The sequence below is a fragment of the Pseudoclavibacter sp. RFBJ3 genome, from assembly GCF_002931375.1.
In the GTDB taxonomy this organism is placed as follows: Bacteria; Actinomycetota; Actinomycetes; order Actinomycetales; family Microbacteriaceae; genus Pseudoclavibacter.
Window position 1 is genome coordinate 179,732 of sequence record NZ_PSXZ01000013.1, and the last position, 25,757, is coordinate 205,488.

22 protein-coding genes, 1 tRNA gene, 1 other RNA gene and 1 pseudogene are annotated in these 25,757 nt (G+C 68.1%); 7 read left to right on the forward strand and 18 right to left on the reverse strand.

The genetic code is table 11. The features are described 5' to 3' along the window. Window positions 1–5 precede the first annotated feature (5 nt). Window positions 6–1,031, forward strand: coding sequence for a methionine synthase (locus tag C5E07_RS12965; RefSeq protein ID WP_104299733.1), 1,026 nt, complete (start codon window positions 6–8; stop codon window positions 1,029–1,031). Between the two features lie 53 nt (window positions 1,032–1,084). Here C5E07_RS12965 and C5E07_RS12970 read toward each other — a convergent pair whose 3' ends face one another. Then, window positions 1,085–1,687 carry a thymidine kinase gene (locus C5E07_RS12970; protein WP_104299734.1) on the reverse strand — a complete coding sequence of 201 codons (603 nt, stop codon included), beginning with the start codon at window positions 1,685–1,687 and terminating at the stop codon, window positions 1,085–1,087. Between the two features lie 92 nt (window positions 1,688–1,779). Continuing rightward, complete coding sequence (locus C5E07_RS12975) at window positions 1,780–2,289, reverse strand: GNAT family N-acetyltransferase (RefSeq protein WP_104299735.1); 510 nt, start codon at window positions 2,287–2,289, stop codon at window positions 1,780–1,782. A 109-nt stretch (window positions 2,290–2,398) separates the two neighbouring features. Here C5E07_RS12975 and C5E07_RS12980 point away from each other — a divergent pair, with 109 nt between their 5' ends. Further along, window positions 2,399–3,634, forward strand: coding sequence for an APC family permease (locus tag C5E07_RS12980; protein ID WP_258063938.1), 1,236 nt, complete (start codon window positions 2,399–2,401; stop codon window positions 3,632–3,634). Window positions 3,635–3,713: 79 nt separating this feature from the next. On the opposite strand, the gene C5E07_RS12985 is transcribed toward C5E07_RS12980, so the two are convergent. The 7 genes from C5E07_RS12985 to pta form a co-directional block, all read right to left on the reverse strand. After that, a complete protein-coding gene (locus C5E07_RS12985) occupies window positions 3,714–5,204 on the reverse strand; it encodes a malate:quinone oxidoreductase (protein ID WP_104299737.1) in 1,491 nt (496 codons plus the stop codon). A gap of 190 nt (window positions 5,205–5,394) precedes the next feature. Further along, a complete protein-coding gene (locus C5E07_RS12990; RefSeq protein ID WP_104243219.1) occupies window positions 5,395–6,447 on the reverse strand; it encodes an aspartate-semialdehyde dehydrogenase in 1,053 nt (350 codons plus the stop codon). A gap of 25 nt (window positions 6,448–6,472) precedes the next feature. Next, window positions 6,473–7,744, reverse strand: coding sequence for an aspartate kinase (locus C5E07_RS12995; RefSeq protein ID WP_104243220.1), 1,272 nt, complete (start codon window positions 7,742–7,744; stop codon window positions 6,473–6,475). Window positions 7,745–8,802: 1,058 nt separating this feature from the next. Beyond that, complete coding sequence (recR, locus tag C5E07_RS13005) at window positions 8,803–9,399, reverse strand: recombination mediator RecR (RefSeq protein ID WP_068476612.1); 597 nt, start codon at window positions 9,397–9,399, stop codon at window positions 8,803–8,805. A 42-nt stretch (window positions 9,400–9,441) separates the two neighbouring features. Further along, window positions 9,442–12,354, reverse strand: coding sequence for a DNA polymerase III subunit gamma and tau (locus C5E07_RS13010; protein WP_104299738.1), 2,913 nt, complete (start codon window positions 12,352–12,354; stop codon window positions 9,442–9,444). A gap of 360 nt (window positions 12,355–12,714) precedes the next feature. Continuing rightward, window positions 12,715–13,902 (reverse strand): acetate/propionate family kinase, encoded by a 1,188-nt coding sequence (locus C5E07_RS13015; protein ID WP_104299874.1) that lies wholly within the window; start codon window positions 13,900–13,902, stop codon window positions 12,715–12,717. Between the two features lie 54 nt (window positions 13,903–13,956). Next, entirely contained in the window at window positions 13,957–16,071 is a 2,115-nt protein-coding gene (gene pta, locus C5E07_RS13020; protein ID WP_104243393.1) for a phosphate acetyltransferase, read from the reverse strand. A gap of 102 nt (window positions 16,072–16,173) precedes the next feature. Between pta and ffs the strand changes: the two genes are divergently transcribed. From ffs to C5E07_RS13035, 3 genes are all read left to right on the forward strand, one after another. Continuing rightward, window positions 16,174–16,270: signal recognition particle sRNA small type (gene ffs, locus C5E07_RS13025), an RNA gene on the forward strand. A gap of 127 nt (window positions 16,271–16,397) precedes the next feature. Further along, window positions 16,398–17,051: an SDR family oxidoreductase gene (locus C5E07_RS13030; protein ID WP_104243224.1), complete on the forward strand. Its 654-nt coding sequence runs from the start codon at window positions 16,398–16,400 to the stop codon at window positions 17,049–17,051. A gap of 106 nt (window positions 17,052–17,157) precedes the next feature. Further along, window positions 17,158–17,245: transfer RNA gene (locus tag C5E07_RS13035), tRNA-Ser, on the forward strand. 6 nt (window positions 17,246–17,251) lie between these two features. Here the strand turns inward: C5E07_RS13035 and C5E07_RS13040 are convergent. Then, window positions 17,252–17,554: pseudogene (locus tag C5E07_RS13040) on the reverse strand (tyrosine-type recombinase/integrase); the annotation flags it as partial. Window positions 17,555–17,671: 117 nt separating this feature from the next. Here C5E07_RS13040 and C5E07_RS13045 point away from each other — a divergent pair. Together C5E07_RS13045 and C5E07_RS13050 are read left to right on the forward strand one after the other, a co-directional pair. Continuing rightward, window positions 17,672–18,025 carry a hypothetical protein gene (locus C5E07_RS13045; RefSeq protein WP_104299740.1) on the forward strand — a complete coding sequence of 118 codons (354 nt, stop codon included), beginning with the start codon at window positions 17,672–17,674 and terminating at the stop codon, window positions 18,023–18,025. Continuing rightward, window positions 18,022–18,210, forward strand: a complete 189-nt coding sequence (locus C5E07_RS13050; RefSeq protein WP_181062319.1) for a hypothetical protein — start codon at window positions 18,022–18,024, stop codon at window positions 18,208–18,210. Before C5E07_RS13045 ends, C5E07_RS13050 begins: the two co-directional genes overlap by 4 nt. A gap of 202 nt (window positions 18,211–18,412) precedes the next feature. On the opposite strand, the gene C5E07_RS13055 is transcribed toward C5E07_RS13050, so the two are convergent. The 8 genes from C5E07_RS13055 to C5E07_RS13100 all read right to left on the reverse strand — a co-directional run bounded on the left by C5E07_RS13055 (window position 18,413) and on the right by C5E07_RS13100 (window position 25,651). Next, window positions 18,413–18,766, reverse strand: a complete 354-nt coding sequence (locus tag C5E07_RS13055) for a hypothetical protein (RefSeq protein ID WP_104299742.1) — start codon at window positions 18,764–18,766, stop codon at window positions 18,413–18,415. A gap of 80 nt (window positions 18,767–18,846) precedes the next feature. Continuing rightward, window positions 18,847–19,659, reverse strand: coding sequence for a hypothetical protein (locus C5E07_RS13060; protein ID WP_104299743.1), 813 nt, complete (start codon window positions 19,657–19,659; stop codon window positions 18,847–18,849). Window positions 19,660–19,784: 125 nt separating this feature from the next. Beyond that, entirely contained in the window at window positions 19,785–20,111 is a 327-nt protein-coding gene (locus C5E07_RS13065) for a hypothetical protein (protein ID WP_104299744.1), read from the reverse strand. A 456-nt stretch (window positions 20,112–20,567) separates the two neighbouring features. After that, entirely contained in the window at window positions 20,568–21,725 is a 1,158-nt protein-coding gene (locus C5E07_RS19545) for a hypothetical protein (protein WP_181058033.1), read from the reverse strand. A gap of 257 nt (window positions 21,726–21,982) precedes the next feature. Then, on the reverse strand, window positions 21,983–23,320 hold the full coding sequence (locus C5E07_RS13085) for a hypothetical protein (RefSeq protein ID WP_104299747.1): 1,338 nt from the start codon (window positions 23,318–23,320) through the stop codon (window positions 21,983–21,985). A gap of 249 nt (window positions 23,321–23,569) precedes the next feature. Continuing rightward, window positions 23,570–23,953, reverse strand: coding sequence for a 50S ribosomal protein L7/L12 (gene rplL, locus C5E07_RS13090; RefSeq protein WP_104243228.1), 384 nt, complete (start codon window positions 23,951–23,953; stop codon window positions 23,570–23,572). A gap of 45 nt (window positions 23,954–23,998) precedes the next feature. After that, a complete protein-coding gene (gene rplJ, locus C5E07_RS13095) occupies window positions 23,999–24,514 on the reverse strand; it encodes a 50S ribosomal protein L10 (protein ID WP_104243230.1) in 516 nt (171 codons plus the stop codon). A gap of 255 nt (window positions 24,515–24,769) precedes the next feature. Further along, window positions 24,770–25,651 (reverse strand): LysR substrate-binding domain-containing protein, encoded by an 882-nt coding sequence (locus C5E07_RS13100; protein ID WP_258063940.1) that lies wholly within the window; start codon window positions 25,649–25,651, stop codon window positions 24,770–24,772. Between the last annotated feature and the right edge of the window lie 106 nt (window positions 25,652–25,757).

Consider the following 25,757-nt stretch of genomic DNA (forward strand, 5'->3'; position numbering starts at 1 on the left):
CGAACATGAACACACTCCTCCCCGTCGCAAGCGTCGGCAGCCTGCCCAAGCCGTCCTGGCTCGCGAAGCCAGAAGTCCTCTGGTCGCCCTGGGAGCTCGAGGGTGCGGCGCTCGTCGAGGGCAAGCAGGATGCGCTTCGCATCGCCGTCCAGGAACAGCGCAATCGCGGCGTCGATATCATCAGCGACGGTGAGCAGACCCGCCAGCACTTCGTCACGACCTTCATCGAGCACCTCGAGGGCGTCGACTTCGAGAACCGCGAGACGGTCCGCATCCGCGACCGCTACGACGCGAGCGTGCCCACCGTCGTCGGAGCCGTGAGCCGCAAGCAGCCCGTCTTCGTCGAGGACGCGAAGTTCCTGCGGCAGCAGACCGACCAGAAGATCAAATGGGCACTCCCCGGGCCCATGACGATGATCGACACCCTCTCCGACCGCCACTACAAGAGCCGCGAGAAGCTGGCGTGGGAGTTCGCGACGATCCTCAACCAGGAGGCCAAGGAGCTCGAAGCCGCCGGAGTCGACATCATCCAGTTCGACGAGCCCGCCTTCAACGTCTTCTTCGACGACGTGCAGGACTGGGGCGTCGCAGCTCTCGAGCGTGCCGCGGAGGGCCTTGGCGCTGAGACCGTCGTGCACATCTGCTACGGCTACGGCATCAAGGCGAACAACGACTGGAAGGCCACCCTCGGGGCGGAATGGCGTCAGTACGAGAAGACGTTCCCGCTCATCCAGCAGTCGTCCATCGACATCGTCTCCCTCGAGAGCCAGCACTCGCACGTGCCCATGGATCTCATCGAGCTGATCCGCGGCAAGAAGGTCATGCTCGGCGCCATCGACGTGGCGAGCGAAGAGATCGAGACCCCGGATGAGGTCGCCGACACCCTCCGCAAGGCGCTCCAGTTCGTGGATGCGGACAAGCTCATCGCCAGCACGAACTGCGGCATGGCTCCCCTGCCGCGAGACGTCGCCTACGGCAAGTTGAGCGCACTGTCGGCGGGAGCCGCCATCCTCCGCGCCGAGCTCAGCTGACCACCGTCGCCTGAGGCGGGCTTTCGGGGCGGGGTGCGCCGGTCGGAGACGACTTACAGGCGCCCCGCCCCGAGTCGGCCGTGCGACGCCTCGAGGTAGCAGTTGCCGCACATCGACTCGTAGCTGACCTCGCCCTGGTCGATCGCGACCTGGCCGCCGTCGAACACGAACTCGCCGGCGACGCGGCGGCCATTGAAGATGGCCTTCCGCCCGCAGCGGCAGATCGTCTTGAGTTCCTCGAGCGAATGCGCGATCTCGAGCAGCCGCTGGCTCCCGGGGAACGCGATGGTCTGGAAGTCGGTGCGGATGCCGTACGCGAGCACCGGGATGCCGTCGAGCACCGCGATGCGCAGCAGCTCATCGACCTGCCAGGTCGTCAGGAACTGGGCCTCGTCGACGAGCAGGCACGAGATCGGCTGACCGTCAGCGACCAGCGCCGCCAGCTGCTCGCGGGGACTGTCCTCGACACCCACGAGGATCTCAACGCCCCTCGTCATGCCGAGGCGCGACGAGATCTCCCCCTCGACCTTCGTGTCGATCGCCGGCTTCGCGAGCACCACCCGGTGCCCGCGCTCCTCGTAGTTGAACGCCGCCTGCAGCAGCGCCGTCGACTTGCCCGAGTTCATCGCCCCGTAGCGGAAGTACAGCTTGGCCATGGTCCTCCTCGTTTCAGGGCTGAGCCCGGTCGATCGTACCCGCACGGCGCGCATCCGCCCACCTCGTGACACCGTTCGCGGGATGCGACAATTCAGAGCCGCTTGACCATCTCCAGCTCCCGCTGCCGCCGATCGAGCGGGTAGGGGATGGTCGAGCCGGTCGCGACGAAGCCGCGCCGCTCGTACGCGGCCCTCGCCCGCGCGTTGTCCTCGTGCACGTGCAGCATGAGGCCGGACGCCCGCGAGCTGGCCCACTCCTCGACCTCGGCGAGCAGCGCATCCGTCACCCCGGCCGCCGCCCCGCGGAAGGCGCTCGCCACGTACACGCTGACGAGCATCGGCCACGGCTCATCCCGGAAGGAGACGCACCCCATGGTGCCGACCCAGCGGCCGTCCTCGAGCACCGCGACGAGCGAGATGCCGTTGGCAGCATCGCCCCGCGCGCCCCGCCGCCGCCACTCCGCCTCATCGTGGCCAAGCGCTTCCTCGAGGGTCTCCGTGTACGCAAGCGGGGTGTCTTGGAGCATCTCGAGCCGGATCTCCCGCACCTCGTGCCAGTCGTCTGGCGTCGTCGCGCGAATCGTGAACGGAGCTGAAGTCATCGCCTGAGCGTACCCGTCGTGCGACGTTCACCGACGGCCCCTATCCTCGGCCAGGTGAACAGGCGAACAGGCGCTGCGCACACGAGCGGGAAGCGGGCGGATGCAGCAGATGGCGGAGCCGAGGAAGGTCGGCACGGTCGGCGCGACGGCGATCGGAGTCTCTGCCATGCTCGGCGCCGGCGTCTTCTCCGCGTTCGCCCCGGCGGCCCAAGCGGCCGGCAGCTGGCTGCTGCTGAGCCTCGGCGTCGCGCTGGTCGTCGCCGCGAGCAACGCAGCATCGACCGCGCAGCTCGCGCGCCAGCATCCAGGAGCGGGTGGCGTGTACCTCTACGGGCGCGAGCAGCTCGGCGAGTGGCCAGGCTTCCTCGCCGGCTGGGGCTTCGTGATCGGCAAGACCGCTTCGGTCGCGGCCATGGCCATCACAGCCGCCGCGTACCTCGTGCCTGAGCCGTTCGCACGGCCGGTCGCACTCGCCGTGCTGCTCGCCGTGACCGCCGCCGGCATGTTCGGCATCACGCGGACAGCGGCCATCGCGACGATCATCGCCGGCGTCGTGATGCTCGGGCTCGTCGCAGTCCTGGTCACGGCGCAGCTCTCGCCGCCGCTCTTCGGCTCCGCGTCCGGAAGCGATGCCCAGTTCTCGGCCAGCGGCGTCCTGCAGGGCGCAGGCATCCTCTTCTTCGCCTTCGCCGGCTACGCCCGCGTCGCGACGCTCTCCGAGGAGGTCCGCGATCCGCGGCGCACCGTGCCAAGGGCGATGCTGCTGTCCTTCCTCATCGTGAGCGTCATCCTGGCGATGCTCGGATGGGCGCTCCTGACAACGCTCGGCCCGGGCAGGCTCGCGCTGACACCGGCTCCGATAGCGGCCCTCGTCGAGACTCAGCCAGCCGTCCGGGCCGCGGTCGGCATCCTTGCCGCGGTCGCCTCGATCGGGGCACTCTCGGCCGTGCTGGCGGGGAGCTCCCGGACGGCGATGGCGATGGGCAGACGACACGAGCTGCCCGGCCCGCTGGCGCGCCAGCATCCGTCGACCTCGGTGCCCCGGGTCGCGGTGCTCGCCGTCGCGGCCGGCGCCGCGCTGCTGATCTGCGTCGGTGACATCCGCGAGGTCATCGGGTTCTCCAGCGCCGGAGTGCTCGTCTACTACCTGGTCGCGAATCTCAGCGCGCTCACCCAGGCGAGGGAGCACCGCAGCGTTCCGCGCGCCGTCTCAGCGCTCGGCGCCCTCGGCTGCGTCGTGCTCGTCGTGACGCTGCCCCCGCTTGCGCTGGCATCGGCGCTCGGCGTCTTCCTCGTGGGCGTCGTCGTGCGTCTCGCGCTGGGCAGCCGATCGGACCAGGGCTGACGCAGCGAAGCCGCCCCGCGGGTGCGGAACGGCTTCGGTGGCGTGCGTTGGCCGCCTCGGGGCTGCCTGAGCGCGTGGCCTAGTGCGCGTTGAGCTCAAGCGCCTTCGCGCTGGCCGCCTGCGTTGAGTCGGCGAGCTCGGCCGAATCGTTGACGTCGGTGCCGAGGCTCGGTACGAGCGCCTCGAGCTTCGGGGCCCATTCGGCCTTCTTCTGCGGGTAGCAGCGGCCGAGCAGGTCGATCATGACCGGCACGGCGACGGATGCTCCGGGCGAGGCCCCGAGCAGGCCGGCGATCGAACCGTCCTTCTTGGCCACGACCTCCGTGCCCATCTGCAGGATACCGCCGCGCTTCGGGTCCTTCTTCATGACCTGCACGCGCTGCCCCGCCGTGATGAGGCGCCAGTCGGCGGCGTTCGCCTCCGGGAAGAACTCCTGCAGCTGCTCGAACTTCTTGTCCTTGCTCGCGAGCACCTGGCCGACGAGGTAGGTGACGAGGTCGAAGTTGTCCTTCGCGACTGCGAGCATCGGGATGAGGTTGTGCGGGCGCAGCGACTTGACGAGGTCGAGGTAGCTGCCCGTCTTCAGGTACTTGGGGCTGAAGCCCGCGTACGGCCCGAACATGAGGGCCGGCTTGCCGTCGACGACACGCGTGTCGAGGTGCGGCACCGACATGGGCGGGGCGCCGACGGATGCCTTGCCGTAGACCTTCGCGAGGTGCTTCTCGACGACCGCCGGGTTGTCGGTGCGCAGGAACTGGCCGGAGATGGGGAAGCCGCCGTAGCCCTTGATCTCGTCGATGCCAGACTTCTGCAGCAGCGGAAGCGCGCCGCCGCCTGCCCCGACGAACACGAAGCGCGCACGGGTGACGTTCTTGCGGCCCTTCTGCTCGCCGGCACGCTGCTGCGTCGCGATCTGCCAGATGCCGTCGCGCTGCTGGCGGAGCGCGATGACCTCCGTGTTGAGGCGCAGCACGGCGCCCCGGTCGACAAGACCCTGCACGAGCTTGTGCGTCAGCGCACCGAAGTCGACGTCGGTTCCGGCGGCGACGCGCGTCGCGGCGACCTTCTCGCCCGACGGGCGCCCCTCGACGAGCGACGGCGCCCACGCCTTGATGACCTCGAGGTCGTCGGAGAACTCCATCGTCGAGAAGAGCGGCTCGGTCTTGAGCAGCTCGAAGCGGCGACGCAGGAACTCGACGTTCTCGGCCCCTCGAACGAACGTCATGTGCGGCACGGAGTTGATGAACCCGGACGGCTCGGGCAGCTCGCCCGCCTCGACGAGCGAGGCCCAGAACTGACGAGACACCTGGAACTGCTCGTTGATCTGGATCGCCTTGGACGCGTCGATGACGCCGTCCTTCTCAGGCGTGTAGTTGAGCTCGCAGAGCGCCGCGTGCCCAGTTCCCGCGTTGTTCCACGGGCTCGAGCTCTCCTGAGCGAGCCCGTCGAGTCGCTCGATGATCTTGATGCTCCACTCCGGCTCAAGCTTGTTGAGAAGCGAGCCGAGGGTGGCACTCATGATGCCCCCGCCGATCAGGACGACGTCGTAGATCTTCTGTGAATCAGTCACCGAGACAGTCTACGTCCGAGGCAGATGCACGTCCGCTTCGAGGATGCACGTCAGTCGTCACATTCTGGGCTTTTTGCCGTTTTCGAATGCAATGGGCGCCACGGGCGTGTTCCGCCGCGGCGTTCTCGGCGCCAGACGCAAGAACGGACGCCCCCGAGAGGGCGTCCGTTCTGTGCGGAAGAGGCGGCCGTCAGGCCTTGGCGGCGACGAGCTCGGCGATCTGCACCGCGTTGAGCGCTGCGCCCTTGCGGAGGTTGTCGTTCGAGATGAACAGCGCGAGACCGCGGTTGCCGTCGACCGACTGGTCCTGGCGGATGCGGCCGACGAGGCTCGGGTCGGCGCCGGCAGCCTGCTGCGGCGTGGGCACGTCCACCAGCGCGACGCCCGGCGCCGCAGCGAGCAGCTCGCGCGCACGGTCAGGCGTGAGCGCGTCGGCGAACTCGGCGTTGATCGACAGCGAGTGGCCCGTGAAGACGGGGACGCGAACGCACGTTCCGCTCACGCGAAGCTCGGGGAGGCCGAGGATCTTGCGGCTCTCGTTGCGCAGCTTCTGCTCTTCGTCCGTCTCCTCGGATCCGTCGTCGACGACCGACCCGGCGAGGGGGATCACGTTGAAGGCAATGGGGGCGACGTACTTGTCCGGAGCCGGGAACTCGACGGACGAACCGTCGTGCACGAGCCCGAGGAGCGCTTCCTCGCCCTGCGAGACCGCGGCGACGGCCTGGCCGGACAGCTCACGGGCACCCGCGAGGCCGGAGCCAGACGTGGCCTGGTAGGTCGAGACGACGAGGCGCTCGAGACCGGCCGCCTCGTGCAGCACCTTGAGGACGGGCATCGCGGCCATGGTCGTGCAGTTGGGGTTCGCGATGATGCCCTTCGGCGGCGCGACGATGGCCTCCGGGTTGACCTCGGAGACGACCAGCGGCACCTCGGGGTCGCGGCGCCACGCGCTCGAGTTGTCGATGACAACCGCGCCGGCGGCGGCGAAGCGCTCGGCCTGCGCGCGCGACGTGGTCGCCCCCGCGGAGAAGAGCGCGATGTCGATGCCGCTCACGTCGGCGACGGCGACGTCTTCGACCGTGATGTCCTCGCCGCGGAACGGGAGGGTCGTTCCCGCCGAGCGGGCGGAGGCGAAGAAGCGGATGCTCGCGACGGGGAAGTCGCGCTCCTCGAGGAGGGTGCGCATGACGGCGCCGACCTGGCCGGTCGCGCCGACGACGGCGACGTTCAACTTGGTGCTCATGAGTGCTCTTTTCTGCTCAGCCGCGTCAGCGGCCGGTGCCTGCGTAGACGACTGCCTCGGCGTCGCCGTCGAGGTCGAAGGCGGTGTGGATGACACGGGTGGCCTCGGTGACGAGGTCGGCCTGCGTGATGATCGAGATGCGGATCTCGGACGTGGAGATCATGTCGATGTTGATGCCAGCATCCTTCAGCGCAGTGAAGAGCTTCGCCGTCACGCCGATGTTGGTGCGCATGCCGGATCCGACCAGCGAGATCTTCCCGATGTCCTCCGTGAGACGCAGCGACGCGTAGCCGATCTGCTCGCCCTCCGCGGCGACGGCGTCGAGCACGCGCTGCGCGTCGGCCTTGGGGAGCGTGAAGGAGATGTCGGTGACCTTCGTGTCCTGCTCGGACACGTTCTGCACGATCATGTCGATGTTCGCGCCCTGCTCGGCGACGATCGTGAAGATCGCAGCCGCCTTGCCTGGCACATCAGGAACCCCCGCGATGGTGATCTTGGCCTGGCTCAGGTCGTGGGCGACACCCGCGATCATTGCTGCTTCCACTTCGTACTCCTCTGCCCGGTCTGGGTTGTAGACGATGGTGCCCTCGTGGTCGGAGAACGACGAGCGGACGTGGAGCGTGACTCCCTGTCGGCGTGCGTACTCGACCGCGCGGATGTGAAGGACCTTCGCACCCGAGGCGGCGAGCTCCAGCATCTCCTCGCTCGAGATGTAGCTCAGCTTGTGCGCCTTGGGCACGATGCGCGGGTCGGCGGAGAAGACCCCGTCGACGTCGGTGTAGATCTCGCAGACGTCGGCGCCGAGCGCCGCCGCGAGGGCGACGGCGGTCGTGTCCGATCCTCCGCGCCCGAGCGTGGTGATGTCCTTGGAGTCGCGGTTGAAGCCCTGGAAGCCGGCGACGATCGCGATGGCGCCCTCGTCGAGCGCCTCGCGCACGCGCACCGGGGTGACGTCGACGATGCGGGCATCGCCGTGCGTGGAGTCGGTGATCATGCCTGCCTGGCTGCCCGTGTAGCTCCTGGCGTCCATGCCGAGGTCCTTGATCGCCATCGCGAGGAGTGCCATCGAGACGCGCTCTCCGGTCGTGACGAGCATGTCGAACTCGCGCGCATCCGGGATCGTCGCGATCTGGTGGGCGAGGTCGATGAGGTCGTCCGTCGTGTCGCCCATGGCGGAGACAGCCACGACGACGTCGTTCCCTGCTCGGCGGGTCTCGACGACTCGACGGGCCACTCGCTTGATGCTCTCGGCATCGGCGACCGATGATCCGCCGTACTTCTGGACGATCAGACTCACGTGTCGTGTCTCCTCCGGTTCGGGATGCGCGTCGAGCCTCGCTCGCGCGCCACAAGCTCCCATCCTATCCGGCGGGGGCATGCGGTTCCTAGCGCGGGTGCCGTTCGTTTCCGTTGATTGCGGGGCGGTGACCGACTGACGACACTGCTCGCGCAAGTCACTGGCGCCGCGCGGTCGCGCCGACCTGCTCAGGGACCCACCGACCCGCCGACCCACTCACCCGCAGACCCGCAGACCCACTCGCCCGCCCGGAGACCCACTCATCCATTCACCCACTCGCCCACTCGCCCGCCCATCCCCTCGACAGAGTTGTGGGCGGATGCGGTCAACAACGCGCGCAACCGCACCAGCCCACAACTCTGCGCCGCGCGGAGTCGCACCGCCCCACGCAGGGCCCCACCGACCCGCAGACCCGCAGACCCAATCGCCCGGTCACCCGCAGACCCACTCGTCCGCTCACCCGCTCACCCGCCGACCCACTCGCCCGCTCACCCGCTCACCCGCCGACCCACTCACCCGCTCATCCCCTCGAGAGAGTTGTGGGCAGATGCGCTCGACAACGCGCGCAACCGCTCCAGCCCACAACTCTGCGCCGCGCGGCGTCGCACCGCCCCACTCAGGGCCCCACCGACCCGCAGACCCGCAGACCCGCAGACCCACTCACCCGCTCACCCGCTCATCCCCTCGACAGAGTTGTGGGCAGATGCGCTCGACAACGCGCGCAACCGCACCAGCCCACAACTCTGCGCCGCGCGGAGTCGCACCGCCCCACGCAGGGCCTCGCAGACCCGCAGACCCACTCACCCGCTCACCCGCTCATCCCCTCGAGAGAGTTGTGGGCAGATGCGCTCGACAACGCGCGCAACCGCACCCACCCACAACTCTGCGCCGCGCGGGTGGAGGTGGCAGGTTCAGGGGCGGCAGAAGTGAGGCCAGCAGGGCGAAGCGGAGGGGCGCGGCGGAGCGGGGTGGCAATCAGCGGCGGAGCAGGCGGCGCGGCCGGCGCTGACGCGACTGACGGCGGGACCGGCGGAACTCGCCAGTCCGCCGCGCGACGGTCAGTCGATGGCGCGGCGGCCGGAGAAGGCGCGACCGAGAGTGATCTCGTCGGCGTACTCGAGGTCTCCTCCGACGGGGAGGCCGGAGGCGAGCCGGGAGACGGGCACGCCGATGCTCGTGAGGAGCCGGCTCAGGTACGACGCCGTGGCGTCTCCCTCGAGGTTCGGGTCGGTCGCGACGATGACCTCCTTGACCTCCCCCGATTCGAGCCTGGCCAGGAGGGTGCGGATGTTCAGGTCATCCGGACCGATGCCCTCCATCGGATTGATGGCGCCGCCCAGCACGTGGAAGAGGCCGCTGAACTCGCGGGTGCGCTCGATGGCGGCCACGTCCTTCGGCTCCTCGACGACGCAGATGACGGTGCGGTCGCGACGCGGGTCGCGACACACGTTGCACTCGGGCCCCTCGCTGACGTTGCCGCAGACGGTGCAGAACTGCACTCGCTCACGAACGGTGGCGAGGATCTGCGCGAGCCGCGACACGTCGAAGGACTGCGTCTGCACGATGTGGAACGCGATGCGCTGCGCGGACTTGGGACCGACGCCCGGCAGGCGCCCGAGCTCGTCGATGAGGTCCTGGATGATGCCTTCATACATGGCTCAGTTGCTCCGACCTTCGGATGATGGTGCACGCACGGCTCAATAGCCCCCGTCTTCAGGTGGTGGTGGTGCGGAGAAGTCGTCCTCAGGCGGCAGCTCGGCGGCCTCCGGTTCGGGCACGATGATGTCCTCGCCGATGAAGCGTGCGCCGAGGCGCTCGCGAACGATGGCCTCACCGTAGCGCTCGACGCCGGGAATCACGGGTGCGCTCGCGACGCGCTGCGTGCGCTTCGGGGCTGGCGCTGCCACGGGAGCTGACACCTCGTCGTCCACAGGTGCCGCCTGCACCGCGGGTGCTGCGCTCGTGGTCGCCACCGCACCAGGCGCGGATGCTGCGGGCACGCGAGGCGTCGAGCCCGCGCCCGAAGCAGGGGCGGACCCGGGGATGGCCGCGGTCGCCCATCCGGAACCGGGGCCGTCGTCGGGAACCGACTCCTGCCCGGGGATCTTCGCGACGGTCCAGTTGAGGCCGCTCGACGAGGACGAGGCCTTCGCCGGAGGGGTCGTGGATGAGCGCTCGGAGGGCGCCGGAGTCGCGGTCGGTGCAGCCGTGGACTGCTCTCGCGAGGTGCCGGCGGTGCGAGTGTCCGCCGCTCGAGCTTTGGCTGGAGCTGCAGCCGGTGCCGGGTCGGGCTCCGCTGGTGCCGGCGCCGGCTCGTCGCCGCGGCTGGGAGCCTGGCCTCCTCCTGGCGCGCCGGCGCCGCCCGCTCCGCCTGGTCGCTGCGGCTGGAACTTGACGGTGATGCCGAACATCTCCTGGATGGCGGTGCGCAGCACGGCGCTCGGCGCGTCGGCGGCGCCTCGTTCGCCGCGGAACTGATCGAGCACGGCGCGCGACGGCACCTCGAAGACCAGGAGGTCGCCGACGAGATCGCGCGGGTGCACCGACTGGGCGACGCTCCAGGCGTGTGTGCCACCGAGGTCGCGCATGCGCTCGAGCAGCGTCGGCCAGGCGTCACGCAGCTGCGCGAACACGGGCGGCTCAGCGGATGCTCGCGCGGCCGTGGCGTGCGGGACCGGAGCCGGCTCGCGGGCCTCGCCGGGTGCGGGTTCCTGCGCGGCGGTGAGGCCCGGCGCGGAGACGGGGGCCGGCGTGGACTCGGCTTCGGCTTCAGGCGCAGACTCGGGTTCAGGCGCAGACTCCGCGACGGGCTGAGCGGGTGGCTCGTCCTCGGCAGGGGCGTCGGCGTCCGCCGGCGCTTGGCCGTCGAAGGGCGCTTCGGCCTCGGCCGTGCGACCCGCGTCGGGCTCGGGCTCGGAGTCCTTGCTCGCTGCACCGACGGAGACCGGCGTGGTCTGCTCCTCGATGGGCGCGGAGGGAGGCCCCGCGTCCACGGCCGGTTCGGCCGAGGGCTCGGTCGGCGGCAGCACCACCGGAGCCGGAGCCGGAGCCGATGCAGGTGTAGGTGCGGACGCCGCTGGAGCCGGCGAGGCCGAAGCTTCCGCCGGAGTCGTTGCCGAGGCTGCGGGAGCGCCGGAGCTCGAGGTCGCCCCAGACCCTGGGGTCGCGGCGGCCCAGGACGCGGCGGCGAGACGCGCCGCAGACGCCGTGTCGGGCTCCCCGGCGGCAGGCGCGGCAGCGGGAACCGGTGGCACCACGGCCTCGTTCGGCGCACGGTCGGCAAGCGACTGCGACTGCGACGGCTGCGTCGCGTGGGCTGCGGCTGGTTCGGACCTTGAGGCAGGCGAGACCGCCTGCGGAGCTGCGGCAGGCGCATCCGCTGGCGCCGACGCGGCGGAACCAGCGGCCGGCGCGGTGGCACCCGAGACAGCAGGGGCGGCGAGACGCTTCGGCGACGTGCCCGGCGCGTCCGCGACGGCGAGCAACGTGCCGCTGTCGATGAAGTCGGCCCGCGACGCGACGAGGATCCGCGCGACGAGCAGCTCCAGGTGCAGCTTCGGCGAGGTCACCCCGCTCATGTCGGTGAGGGTCTCGTTGACGAGGTCGGCGATGCCCGTGAGTGCGGCAGGCGAGAATCGACCGGCCTGGACGCGAAGCGCCTCGACCTCGTCCGCTCCGAGCCCGCGAAGCACTGCGCCGGCTCCGGGCCCGGTAGCCTTGGCGACGATGAGGTCACGCAAGCGCTCGAGCAGGTCCTCGACGTAGCGGCGAGGGTCTTGGCCGGACTGGATGACGCGGTCGACCGCCGTGTAGGCAGCGGCAGGGTCGGCGTCGGCGAAGGCATCGATTGACTCGTCGAGCAGCTCCTGGCCGGTGAAGCCGAGGAGGGCAGCGGCGCGCTGGTAGCCGAGGAGACCCGTCTCGGAGCCCGCGATGATCTGGTCGAGCAGCGAGAGCGTGTCTCGGGCAGAACCGCCCCCGGCACGCACGACGAGGGGCAGCACGCCGGGCTCGGCGGTGACGCCCTCGCTGGTGCAGAGCTCTTCGACGTACTCGAGCATGAGGGCCGGCGGGATGAGCCGGAACGGGTAGTGGTGCGTGCGCGAGCGGATCGTGCCGATGACCTTCTCGGGCTCGGTCGTCGCGAACACGAAGCGCACGTGCTCCGGCGGCTCCTCGACGACCTTGAGCAGGGCGTTGAAGCCGGCCGAGGTCACCATGTGCGCCTCGTCGATGATGAAGATCTTGTAGCGGTCGCGGCTCGGCGCGAGGATGGCGCGCTCTCGCAGCTCGCGAGCGTCTTCCACGCCACCGTGACTGGCGGCGTCGATCTCGAACACGTCGAGCGAGCCTCCGCCGTCGCGCGCGAGCTCGACGCACGACTGGCAGACACCGCATGGCGTGTCGGTCGGCCCCTCCGCGCAGTTCAGGCAGCGGGCGAGGATGCGCGCGGAGCTCGTCTTCCCGCACCCTCGCGGGCCGGAGAACAGGTAGGCGTGATTGACACGACCGGTGCGCAGCGCGGTCATGAGGGGTTCGGTGACCTGCGACTGCCCGATCATCTCGGCGAAGTTCTCAGGCCGATAGCGGCGGTACAGGGCTGTGGCCATGCGCACCATCGTAGACGCCACCACCGACATCGGGCGCGCCGCGGACCGTCCCTATCCGCACCGTGGGGCTCACAGCGCGCGCAGACTCTCTCCCTCCCAGCCAAGTGGCCCCGAAGCAGCGCCCCTGCCGAAATCGCTGCCAGCCAAATGACCCTTCAGAGGCACCCTTCAGCGGCAAATCGGCGGGCAGCGATCACTCTCCGACGACGCGGGGGCGTGGGAGGCAGGGCGCGGAATGCGAAATGCGGATGCGGAAAGCCGTGATCGGCCGAGGCAAGGGCAAGGTGGTCTGGTTCAGACCCCGCCGAGCCGAGCCGAGCCGGGTCAGACCGCGCCCCTCCAGGTCAGCTCCGGCTCAGGTCAGGCGATCGCGGACAGGCTCTGCCGCGCGATCTCGAGCTCCTCGTTCGTCGGCACGACCAGCACCTCGATGCGCGAGTCGTCCGCTGAGATGCGGCGAGCATCCCGCGACGACGACTCGTTGCGCTCGGGCGAGAGCTTCACGCCGAGCCATTCGAGGCCCTCGAGCACGTCGGCGCGCAGCTGGGCGTCGTTCTCGCCGATGCCGGCGGTGAAGACGATCGCGTCGACTCCTCCGAGCAGCAGCATGTACGCGCCCAGGTAGTGGCGGATGCGGTGCGCGTAGACGGCGAGGCCGAGCTGAGCGCGCTCGTCGCCCGCGTTCGCCTTCTGCCGGACATCGCGCATGTCGCCGGACCCCGTGAGCCCGAGCAGCCCGGACTTGCGGTTCAGGAGGTCGTCGAGCTGGTCGATCGTGTAGCCGCCTCGACGCGACAGGTGCACGAGCACGGCCGGGTCGAGGTCTCCGGTGCGGGTGCCCATGACCAGGCCCTCGAGCGGGGTCATTCCCATGCTCGTCTCGACGGAACGGCCACCGTCGACGGCGCACATGCTGGCGCCGTTGCCGATGTGCAGCACGATCGTCTTGAGCTCCCCCAGGTCACGCCCGAGGAAGCCTGCGGTCTCCTCGGAGACGAACTTGTGGCTCGTGCCGTGCGCGCCGTACTTGCGCACCCTGTGCTCCTTGGCGACGGCCGCGTCCAGTGCGTACAGCGACGAGGCCTCGCTCATCGTCGTGTGGAAGGCCGTGTCGAAGACCGCAACGTGCGGCGTCTCTGCGAAGACGTCACGCGCGCCGACGATGCCCTCGAGGTTGGCGGGGTTGTGCAGCGGCGCGAGCGGGATGAGGTCCTCGATGTCCTGCAGCACCTTGCCGTCGATGACGGCCGCGTCGAAGAAGCGGCGCCCACCGTGCACGACACGGTGCCCCACGACGACCGGCGGGAACTCGGCGAGGCTCGGGCCGTGCTCCTCGAAGCCCTCCAGCATGGCCTCGAACCCGCGCGTGTGGTTGGGGATGTCCGCCTCGCGCGCGAAGGTCGCTCCCCCGGTCTTGTGCGTGACGCTGGCGACGCTCTCGCCGATGCGTTCCACGAGGCCGGACGCGAGCGTCTCCTCGCGGTCCATGTCGATCAGCTGGTACTTGAAGGACGACGAGCCGGAGTTGACGACCAGGACGATGCTCATGAGCACCCTTTCTCGAGACCCGCGAGAGGCGGGCGGGACGTGAGGCGGATGCTCCTAGGAGCGCTGCGCCTGGATCGCCGTGATGGCGACGGTGTTGATGATGTCGGAGACGAGCGCACCTCTGGAGAGGTCGTTGATGGGCTTGTTCAGGCCCTGCAGGATCGGCCCGATCGCGACAGCTCCGGCGGAGCGCTGCACTGCCTTGTACGTGTTGTTGCCCGTGTTGAGGTCGGGGAAGATGAACACCGTGGCGCGGCCGGCTACCTGGCTGCCTGGCATCTTCTTGCTCGCGACCGCCGCATCCGTCGCCGCGTCGTACTGGATCGGCCCTTCGACGGGCAGGTCCGGCATGCGCTCGCGCACGATGCCGGTCGCGGTGCGGACCTTGTCGACGTCGGCGCCGGACCCCGACTCCCCGGTCGAGTAGGAGAGCATCGCGACGCGCACGGCGATGTCGAACTGGGTGGCCGTCTCGGCGGAGGAGATGGCGATGTCGGCGAGCTGCTCTGCCGTCGGGTCGGGGTTGACGGCGCAGTCGCCGTAGACGAGCACGCGGTCGGCGAGGGCCATGAGGAAGACGCTCGAGACGACGGAGACGCCCGGCTTGGTCTTGACGATCTCGAAGCCGGGGCGGATGGTGTGGGCCGTGGTGTGCGCGGCCCCTGAGACCATTCCGTCGGCGAGGCCGAGGTGCACCATGAGCGTGCCGAAGTAGCTGACGTCGCGCACGCGCTCGGTCGCGGCCTCGATCGTGACGCCCTTGTGTGCGCGGAGCCGCGCGTACTCCTCCGCGAAGCGGGCGACGTAGTCGGGGTTGCTCGTGCTCAGCACGTGAGCGGCCGAGATGTCGACGCCGAGGGCGGATGCACGGCCGCGCACCTCGGACTCCTCGCCGAGGATCGTGATCTCGGCGACCTCGCGTGCCAGCAGCGAGCCCGCTGCCACGAGGATGCGGTCGTCGCTCCCCTCGGGAAGGACGATGTGCTTGCGGTCGGAGCGGGCCCGGTCGAGGAGCGTGTTCTCGAACATGAGGGGCGTCACGACGAGCGACGGCTTGACGTTGAGGAGCGCGACGACCTCGATGGCCGGGATGTGCTGCTCGAACTTGGCGAGTGCGAGGTCGATCTTGCGGCGTGAGATGCCCGCGGCGGCGAGGCGTCCGCGGGTCTGCATGATGCGCTGGGCTGTGTCGTAGGTGCCGAAGTTGGTGCGGATGATGGGCACCTCGACATTGAGGCCCTTGATGAGGCGCTCGATCGCCGGCGGGAACTCGAACGGGCCGTTGACGACGATGCCCGTCAGCGACGGGAACGTCTCGGCTCGCTGCGCGAGGAGCACGGCGAGGAGCACTTCGGTGCGGTCGGCCGCGATGACGACGACGGCACCCTCCTTGAGGCGCTCGAGGACGTTCTGCATGGACATGCCCGCGAGCACGACGCCGAGGACCTCGCGACCGAGGAGCTCGCGGTCGCCGTAGACGAGCTCGCCGCCGACCGCATCCAGAAGCTGCGACAGGGACGGAGCCATGAGGAGCGGCGTCTCGGGGATCGCCCACACGGGCACCTTGTGGCCGAGCTCGCGGAGCGCGCGCTCTGCGACGGCGGCACGCACCTCTTCCGTCGCGTGCTCGTCGGCGCGGTTGATGGCGATGGCGAGCAGGGTCGCGTGCGCGGCGTCGAGCTCGGGGAGGGTGACCTCGAGCGCCTGCGCCAGCTGCTCTGGCGTGCGCGGCTGCCCCTTGTCGGCATCGAGGCCGGTCAGGACGAGCAGGACCGGCGCGCCGAGGTTCGCGGCGACTCGAGCGTTGAAGCCCAATTCGGCGGGGTTGCCGATGTCGGTGAAGTCGCTGCCGACGATGACCACGGTGTCGCAGCGCCGCTCGAGGGCCCGGTAGCGGGTGACGATGCGGGACAGCGCCTCGTCGGGATCGGCGTGCACGTCGTCGTAGGTGACCCCGAAGCCCGACTCGTACTCGAAGCCGCGGTTCTGCGGGTCGAGCTGCGAGAGCAGGAGCTCGAGGATGTCGTCTCGCGCCTCAGCGCTCTGCACGATGGGTCGGAACACGCCGACCCGGCCGATCGACCGGCTCAGGGCACTCACCACGCCGAGCGCGATAGCTGACTTGCCAGAGTGACCCTCTGATGACGTGATGTAGATGCTTGTCCCCACGTCAGGCAATGGTAGTCGGGTGCCGAGTCAGCGGGCTGTCGTGATCCTGCCAATTCGAATCGCCCCCGATTCGCGTCTCGCTCACGTCGCGCTATGATGGTCGACGGCTCCTCGCGTGGCGCCATCCAGGCCAACTCCCCCAGGGCGGAAACGCAGCAAGGGTAACCGGGCTCTGGCGGGTGCGCGGGGGGTCTTTTCTTTTCCTGCGACTCATCCCCGCCGCTCAGGCCGCAGCTGCCCGTTCGATCGCCGGCCCCGCGGCCGCTCGCAGATCGCCCGCCGCGAACGCTGGCCGTGAACTCAGGCTGACCAGCTTGACTGCAGGCATGAGAATTGCAGTCATCGGTGGAAATGGTCAGATCGCACGCCTCCTGACAACCCAGCTCATCGAGCGCGGTCACCGCGTCACGAGCGTCATCCGCAACCCGGACTACGTGGACTCCCTCAAGGAGCTCGGCGCGGATCCAGTCATCGCCGACCTCGAGCAGAGCACGGCGACCGACCTCGCCAAGCAGCTCGGCCATGTGGATGCAGTCGTCTTCGCCGCGGGTGCTGGCCCCGGCAGCTCCGCGGAGCGCAAGCTCACGCTCGACCGCGACGGCGCGATCCTCTCAGCGGATGCTGCAGAGATCGCGAACGTGCGCAGGTTCGTCGTCGTCTCCGCCATCGGCACGGATACGTTCGACCGCGACTCCGACGACGTCTACCAGGTGTACCTGCGGGCGAAGAGCGAGGCCGACGCCGACATCCGCGCCCGCAGCGCGAAGCTCGATTGGACGATCGTGCGCCCCGGCGGCCTCACCGACGACGAGCCGACCGGCCACGTCAAGGTGGGCGAGCAGGTCGAGCGCGGCAGCATTCCTCGTGCAGACGTGGCGGCGGTGATCGCGGCCCTGCTGGTTCGCCGCGTGGGCATCCACAAGCAGTTCGAGGTCGTGTCGGGCGACGACGAGGTGGGCGAGGCAGTCAAGAAGCTGTAGCCAGGGCGCGCCTCGCGGGCTCGCCGCGGGTCGATTTGGCGCTCGCGTTCACGAACGGTCGCCAGACCCGCTATGCTCTTTCGAGGTGAGCGCCTGGCGCTCCCGTGGAGGATTCGCCTAGTGGCCTATGGCGCACGCTTGGAAAGCGTGTTGGGTGAAAGCCCTCAGGGGTTCGAATCCCCTATCCTCCGCCATAACGACTACTGCCCCGACCAGGGATTATCTGGCCGGGGCATTCGTCTATCTACCGTCATGCAACGGTTTCGTGCAATAGGGCGACCCCGGGCAGCGTTCACCGCGGCCGCGAGCTTCTGCACCGCACTCTGCTGCATGGACTCGGAGACGTGGCTGTAGATGTTCGCCGTCGTCGAGATCTCCGTATGACCGAGCCGCTCGGCAACAACTTTGAGCGGGACGCCGAGCTCTAGGAGCAGCGTCGCGTGCGTGTGCCGCAGCCCCTTCAGCGTGATGCGTTTGAGTTCATCAGCGCCGAGATGCTCGCGAGCCTTGGCAACAACGTCGTGCCCCCGCCCCCCTCCCCCCCCCCGGTTCTAGGCCTACTACCGGCTTAGTGATCGCCGGGATGCGTGCTCATCATTACTCGAAAAGGAGACAGACTCATGGAGACCCCCACAATCATCCCTGACGGCCTCAGGACGGATGGCACAGCCTCCTGGACGGACATCGTCGGCACGTACACGTTCCGCGCGGACGAGCTGCGCATCGTGGAAGCTACGGCCCGCACGCTGGACGACCTCGCGATCCTCGAGGCCGCTGCGGTCGACGCTAAGCCGATCGTCGATGGTCACGCCGGCCAGCCGCGACCAAACCCAGTGTTCGGAGAGATCCGCGCCACTCGACTGCTGCTCTCGAAGCTCGTCACGCAGCTCGGGCTCCCCGATGAGGTCGAGACGATCAAGAAAGCGCGCAGCGGCCAGGCTCGCCGTGCTGCTCGCGTGCCATGGGGTGCATGATGGCGCAGCTCAGAAGCGCACCGTCCAGCTCGGCACCGGCGAAGCTCTTCGACACGAACCGTGAGACGTGGGTGACCGTCGATGACGTGGCGAGGCTCCGCTCTCTCCGCGCTGCTAACGAGTCCAGTGGAGAGCACCGCGACTGGCAGGTGCTGCACGCGTTCTGCTCGCTCGCGAAGGACTAGCAGGGCACGGAGGACGAGCTGCTGGACGCGTGGGCGGAGCGACGCCGCCTGGACTCGACGCACGACTGGCGGAAGACGGTGCCACCGGAGATCGCGAGGCCTCAAGCATTCCCGCAGTACACGGACGCCTGACTCGCCGGACTCTGAGTGAACGAACCCGAACGGGGCATGAGCTTGCTGCTCGTGTCCTGTTTGGTCGTGCCTACCAGTCCCCTGATGTCTTCGGCTGGAGGCGCTCAGCCTCGACGTGGGGCACCCCGAATTTGAACGTCTTGTAGGAGCTGTCCGGCACCAGACGGCGACCTTGCTTGCGACGCTCCAGCCAGTCGAGGATCTCCGAAGTCTCTTCCCCGTTCAGGCCGACCTCGTTGCATCGGAGGGCGAGTGCAGCAGGATCGACTCGAGCCCAACGCCGCCACTCGTTCATCATGCTCGCCTTGAGCTTGGCCTGCTCGTTCCACTTGACGTGGCCGTAGCTCGCCCTCATCTGGCCGATGTAATCCATGATCTGGATGATGTCGGCGGGCAGCCCCGCGGGCTCGTCGGTCGGTTCCATGAGTCGAAGATAGGGCAATGAGCCGAAGCGGGGCAGCCAGGCTCCCACTCAGGCGCACCACCCTAGTTGGTGCCGCAGATCTAAGACGGCCGCCCGCTCGTGACCGTTGCCGAGTCGTGCCACGTCCTGTCGTTCAGCTCCTGCGCACGCACGACCCTGTGCGCGACTCCTGAGGGCGTACTGGGGGCACAGACAGATACGACATCCGACAGCGCTTCGAAGACACGTGAGTCCGCAGCTTTGTCCAACGTGTGCTGACCGATACGCGACCTTTCAGCCGACTCGAACACGAGCATCCCCACCGACTTGCCATCCTCCTCGATCCGCATAGCCGCGACAACTCGAGGTCGCATCGTCAGAACCTCGATGGTCGCATTGTCGAAGCCAAAGTCGTCGATGTGCTTCTCGTCCCAGAGCCGTTCGTTCGGTGAGTACACCTGCACGAGGGTGCCATGTGTTGAGTTCCACGCAGCACCTATGACTCCCTGCTGAACCGGATATGTACCTCTGCCCGGCACCTCTAGTTCCGGGCTCATGGAATAGCGGGCGATCATGACAAATTTGTCGCGCTGATAGAAATACACCGAGACTCGTTCGGAGTGGCTCTGCGCGTTGCAGTACTTCGACAGCTGTTTCAGAAGAGCTTTGACGGCGAGCTCGACAGCTTTCGTGTGCTGCCGTGCTTCTGCTTGCGCAGCAGCCACCCTGCGGATCGCGTCCCTCTCCGCGTCCTCTGCGCGACCCTTTTGTTCGAGGACTTCCGCCTCCAGGGCAGGTATGCCCTTGGAGAAAATCTCTAGCAGCGCGACGACTGTAATGCACGCGCACAACGCGACGAACCACCAGAGACCCGGCGGACTCCAAAGAGCGTCCGCGTAAGCGGCTGCCCACACACCGCTGGTAAGACCGACTCCCGCAGCCGCGAGAGGACGCAGAGCCTGCCGTCCCCAGTAGATGGTTACCCGAAGTGTATTGTCCAGCCATCTGGGCAACGGCTGGCGCGGAGGTTTCGTGCCCGTCACGCGACGACGAGCTGCGACCCTACGAAGCTAGGTTTGGGACTCACTCCGGCCCCTCGCTCTTGCACCAGGTCGAGGGCGTCATCGATCACCTGAGTGGCGATTCGATCCAACTCAGTCGGGTTCACACCCTGGATGCGGAGGCCAACCTCAACCTCGTCCTCTTCGGCGGTCCCGACAAAGAAGGCAACCACAGACGGGAAAGACTTCGAGGCCTCCAGCACTGAGGCGTGGAGCCGGTCTGCAAACGACTGAAGCTCCGCAGGAGTGAGTCCCTGCACCTCAAGCGCAGTGGTAATTTCGAAGCGACGTTCGTCCCTCGACATGTGCAGCCTCCTCGCGCATCGACCGTTGCACCCACAGTAGTGCCGCCCACCGACAAAAGCATGCGGCGGGCGCAAAATTACGCAGGTCCCTGCATCTCACAGGGCTCACTTTCGACGCACCGGACAGCGGTGCCGGTTGCCGTCATGCAACGTTCCGTGCAACACCGTCCACGTTCGTTGTTGACTCCAGACGTCATGGAACGTCTCCAGACTTCTCTCGCCGCCCGCCAATCCGGTGCATACACGCGCATCCGGGGGGGGTACAGGTCGCTGGACCCTGACGGGTTCGAATCCCCTATCCTCGGCCATGTGCACGAAAGCCCCGACCAGGGATTCCAGGTCGGGGCTTTCGTCATGCTGCAGGCAGGGCGTGCGGACGGGCAGGCGCGTGTGCGGGAACGCGAAGAGGGCGCCACCCGAAGGTGACGCCCTCTTCACGAAGAGCTCAGTGAGCTACTAGGCCTTCTTGGTCGCCAGGCGGCGGGCGACGAGCACGCCGGCTCCCGTGGCGAGCGCGAGGAGACCGATGCCGGCTGCGCCGAATGCGTCTTCCGCACCCGTCGTGGCGAGCTCAGGCGACTTGTGGCCCGTGTTGGTGCCTCCGCCGTTGCCCACGGGGACCGTAGTGACCGTGGGTGCCGTGGTCGGCGCGGTCGTGGTGCCCGGCGTCGCCTCGGCGATGAGGAACGTGAACGTCGCGGAGAGACCGCTCGACTGCGAGAGCGTCACGGTGTACTCACCGAGGGGCAGCGGGGTGCCCGACTGGTTGATGAGGACGCCCGGGTAGCTGCCGTCTTCCCCGACGACGGAGTCGTCGGTCGGGTCGACCTGGACCGAGGAGCCGGACGGGGAGGTGACCGTGAGGTCGAGTGCGAGGCCCGGCGTGAAGTTCTGCGCCGTGTACGTGATGTCGTCCGTCGGGAGGAAGCTGTCTGCGTTCGCGTAGGCGAGCGGAGCCTCGACCGTGGGGGTCGGCGTCGCGGTCGGCGTGCTGGTCGCCGTCGGCGTTGCCGTGGGCGTTGCCGTCTCGGTCGGCGTTGCCGTCTCGGTCGGCGTGGCCGTCTCGGTCGGCGTCGCGGTCTCGGTCGGCGTCGCCGTCTCGGTCGGCGTCGCGGTCTCGGTCGGCTCTGGGCTCGACTCCTCAGCCACGGTGAAGCCGAACGTCACGACGTTCTGTGCGGGGCCGGATGCGTCGGTGTAGTCCTGCGTGATCTCGACGCTGTAGTCGCCCAGAGGGAAGTCCTGGGTCGAGATGAGCTCGCCGCTGTAGTTGCCGTCGCCGTCGACGTCCCAAGCCGAGTCGCCGCTCGGCGGGACGGAGACGGTCGAGCCGTCGGGCAGCGTGAGCGTGATGCTCGCGAGGGCGACATCAGGAGCGAGCCCCGTGAGGGTGTACGTGATGTTCTCGTCGGGCGTGAAGCTCGACTTCGTTGCCTGCCCCGTCGCCTCGGATGCGGCGGACGTCTCCGCCGGAGTCGTGCTCTCGACGGGAGGGGTGGTCGTTGCTGCGAACGCAGGGGCGGCAGTCAGCACGGCGCCGCCGGCGAACACGCCGAAGGCGATCGCGAACGCGGACGCGCGCTTGCGCGACGGAGAGAAGAATGAGGAAGCCATAACCAAATCTTGGCCCGACTCACAGGTGATGTCCAGAAGGTTAAGTCGGAACATCGCGAAATCGAGCTTGCTTCGGTTCGTGCCGAGGCGACTAAAGCCCTGGTCAAACGACATTTACTGGCACGGTTTTGGACCGGTATCCAGACTGGGGACTTATCCCCAGTTGCGTGAAAACGCATGGAAATCGCCGCCGACAGAAAGAAAGCGGGGCTGGAGCCATTTGGCCCCAGCCCCGCTCATCGCAATCTTCGTTGCTGTCAGCTCTCGCGACGGCGGCTCAGAAAGCGCGCGCCAGTCACCGCGGCGGCACCGAGGCCGAGGACGAGCAGGCCGATGCCCGCCGCGCCGAAGGCGTCTTCCGCGCCGGTGGTCGCGAGCGACTTGCTCTGCGCCTTGCCCTTGGTGTCGCCGTTGCCGCCACTTCCAGCCGGGGCAGAAGTCGCGCTCGGCGACGTGCCGCCGGTGGCTGGCGTCTCGCCGGTGACCGAGAAGGACGTCGTGGCCGTCTGCTCTGCCGCAGCCGCTCCGGCGTCGGGCTCGAGCTCCACCGCCGAGGGCGACTCAGCAGACGCCGTCAGCTCGGACTCCTCCTGCACGATGAGCGGCACCGCGCGGGCGGAGTCGGCAGCAGGAGCGTCGGTCTCCTCGCCAGCCGCAGGGCTGATGGTCGTGAGCGTGATGCCGTAGTCGCCGACAGCCCAGGCTGCGTCGTACGTGATGATGCCGGCGTAGTTGCCGTCTGCATCCGGAGTGATCGGCTCGGCGGACTCGAACTCCGCGGAGCTGCCATCCGGGAGCAGGAGCGTGAGGCCCAGCTCGGCGCCGGGTGCGAAGCCGGTCGCGACGTAGGTGATGCCCTCTGCGGCCTCCTCCTGCGTGTAGCTGGCCTGCTCGGTTGCCACAGCGGGGGCCGCAACGGGAGCCTCGGTCTCGGTCGGGGAGGGCGTGACCGTCTCCGTCGCAGTCGGGGCGACGCTCGCGGTCTCCGTCGGCTCGAGCGTGGGCTCCTCGGTGAGCGTCGGCTCGGGGGTCTCTGTGGCCGTCTCGGTCGGCTCGGGAGTCGCTGTCTCGGTCTCCGTCGGCTCGGGCGTCGCTGTCTCGGTCGAGGTCTCTGTCGGCTCGGGAGCTGCCGTCTCCGTCGGAGCAGGCGTCTCCGTGCCCGCCGGCGCAACGGCCGCGAACGCCGTCGAGGCCTGCAGGCCCTCCGACTCGAAGATCACGACCGAGTAGTCGCCTTCGCTCCACGCCTCGTCGCTCTTCAGCTCAGCGCTGACGGCACCAGCTTCGTCAACCTTGTGCGACTCGGTTCCCCAGGACCAGTTGGTCTGCCCGTCGGGGCCGACAACCTGCACGTGGACGACGTTGCCCGGCGTGAAGCCAGAGCCCGTGACCGTGACGCCGGAAGCGTCCGCCGCGATCGCTTCCTCGGAGACCGAGGCCGATGCCGGGCCGCGGTCGACACTCGCGTCGACCTGGTCGCCGTTCGCTGCGAACGAAGGCGCGGCCGTGACGGCGACGCCACCGGCGACGACGCCGAAGGCGATGACGAGGGCCGTGGTGCGAGCGCGAGCGCTCTTGAAGGTGTCGGAAAGCATGAGGGGACGCTAACACGGCGGATTATTGTGCGTCGAGGCCGAAATGGGGTCAAGCGACACGCGGAAAGTTGCGGATTCTCGTCAACACACCAGTCACATTGGTCACACTGACCTCAGGAATCGCATCTTCAACAGGGATTTTCTCGCAAACAAGAACGAGGCACCGCATCCAGAAACTGGATGCGATGCCTCGTGAAAAAAGTTCCTTCGGCGTGTCGGAACACACCGCGCAGAACCGCTGCGGGATGACTACTTGACGGTCACCGAAGCGCCGGCAGCCTCGAGGGCGTCCTTTGCCTTGTCAGCAGCTTCCTTGTTGACGCCCTCAAGAACGGCCTTCGGAGCACCGTCGACGAGTGCCTTCGCCTCACCGAGGCCGAGGCTCGTGAGTGCGCGCACCTCCTTGATGACCTGGATCTTCTTGTCGCCAGCGCCCTCGAGGATGACGTCGAACTCCGTCTTCTCCTCCTCTTCGGGTGCGTCAGCTGCTGCAGCAGCAACGCCTGCAACTGCAACGGGAGCAGCAGCGGTGACCTCGAAGGTCTCCTCGAACGCCTTGACGAACTCGCTGAGCTCGATGAGCGTGAGCTCCTTGAATGCTGCGATGAGCTCTTCAGTCGTGAGCTTTGCCATGTTTTTTCTCCTTGTGTGTTGTTCTAGCCGCGAGATCCCGTAGGACTAGTTCGCGGACTCCTGCTTTTCGCGCAATGCCTCGACCGTGCGAACAGCCTTGGCTGCAGGCGCGGTGAACAGGTATGCGGCACCGAACAGCGAGGCCTTGAAGGCGCCGGCAAGCTTGCCGAGCAGAACTTCGCGGGACTCGAGGTCGGCGAGCTTGTTGACCTCTTCTGCACTGAGGGGGTTTCCGTCGAAGAAACCACCCTTCAGGACAAGCTGAGGGTTGTCCTTGGCGAAGGTACGAAGACTCTTCGCGACTGCGACGGGGTCGCCGTGCACGAACGCGATTGCGCTCGGGCCGGCCAGCTCGTCGTCGAACGCGGTGATTCCGGCGTTGTTCGCCGCAATCTTCGTCAGCGTGTTCTTCACCACGGCGTAGCTTGCGTGCTCACTGATCGAGCGACGCAGCGTCTTGAGCTGCGCAACAGTGAGACCGCGGTACTCAGTCAGCAGGACGGCGGTCGAGTTCTGGAACAAGTCCTGAAGCTCGGCAACAGTTGCTTCCTTGGTCGCCATGGCACTCCTCTCTCTCTTGCACGTGCATGACGTTTGTCATTCACGCACCGCAGGCGCATCTTCGATGCACAACACACAAAAAAGCTCCGGTCGCAGGTGGACCGGAGCTGAGAGGATGCGCTTGCGCGCAGAGCAGATCTGCTTCGTTCACCTGCGCGGGACGTTCTTGCGAACCTTCGTTCGTGTGCGTTCTCACGCACAACGAAGACCTGCGGTCTTGGGCTTCCGAAAGAGTACATGCTCGCGCGGCGATCGTCAACGCGAGTCGCGAAGACTCTCGATGAGCAGGCTGGAGCTGGGATGAGAACGCTGGCCTTCGACGGCGTAGAGCTCGGTGCGGGGCGAGCCGAGCAGTGGGCGTGCGACAACCCCCGGCATGTGGAACCGGGCCACCGACGCCGGCAGGATCGAGGCGCCGACGCCCGCCGCGACCAGGCCGAGGACCGTCTCCTGATGCACGACGCTCTGCACGATGCGCGGCACTGCCTGGGCTCCCCCGAGCCACGACATGACGGCAGAGACGAAGCCCGGCATGAGCTCGAACGGGAAGAGCACCACCGGCTTCCCGTGAAAGCTCCCTGGTCCGACGATCGCCTCGGCGGCAAGCGGGTCACCAGCGGGGAGCACGGCCACCAGGTCCTCCCCCTCGAGCAGCGTGGCGCGGAGCCCGGGAACGGCGAGGGGGTCGCGGAGTATCCCGACGTCCAGCTCGCCTTCGAGCAGGAGCGTCACCTGCTCGGCGCTCGTGAGGGACTGCGGCTCGAGCTGGATGCGCGGCCTGAGCAGCTGGAACGCCTGCAACCCCCTGGGCAGCACGCTGTAGCTCGCCGAGCTCACGAAGCCGATCCGGAGCCTTCCGGCCGCCCCTGCTGCCACGTCCCCGAGGTCCGAGACGGCCGCGTCCAGGTCGTCGAGGACCGCCCCGACTCGCTGTCGGAACATCCGGCCGGCCGCAGTGAGGGAGACGCTCCGCGTCGTCCGCTCGAACAACGGCACGCCGAGCTCGTCCTCGAGCTTGCGGACGGCGACGGTCAACGGTGGCTGCGTCATGTGCAGGCGTGCCGCAGCACGACCGAAGTGCAGCTCGTCGGCGACGGCGACAAAATACTTGAGCTGGCGCAGTTCCATGACTTCCATTCGCGATGCATATCAAATGCTCTGCAAATGATATTGGACACACGCGCACCTCGGTGGCCTACTGGAGGTCGAGCATCACTCGAGCACCACTCGATCAACCTCGCAG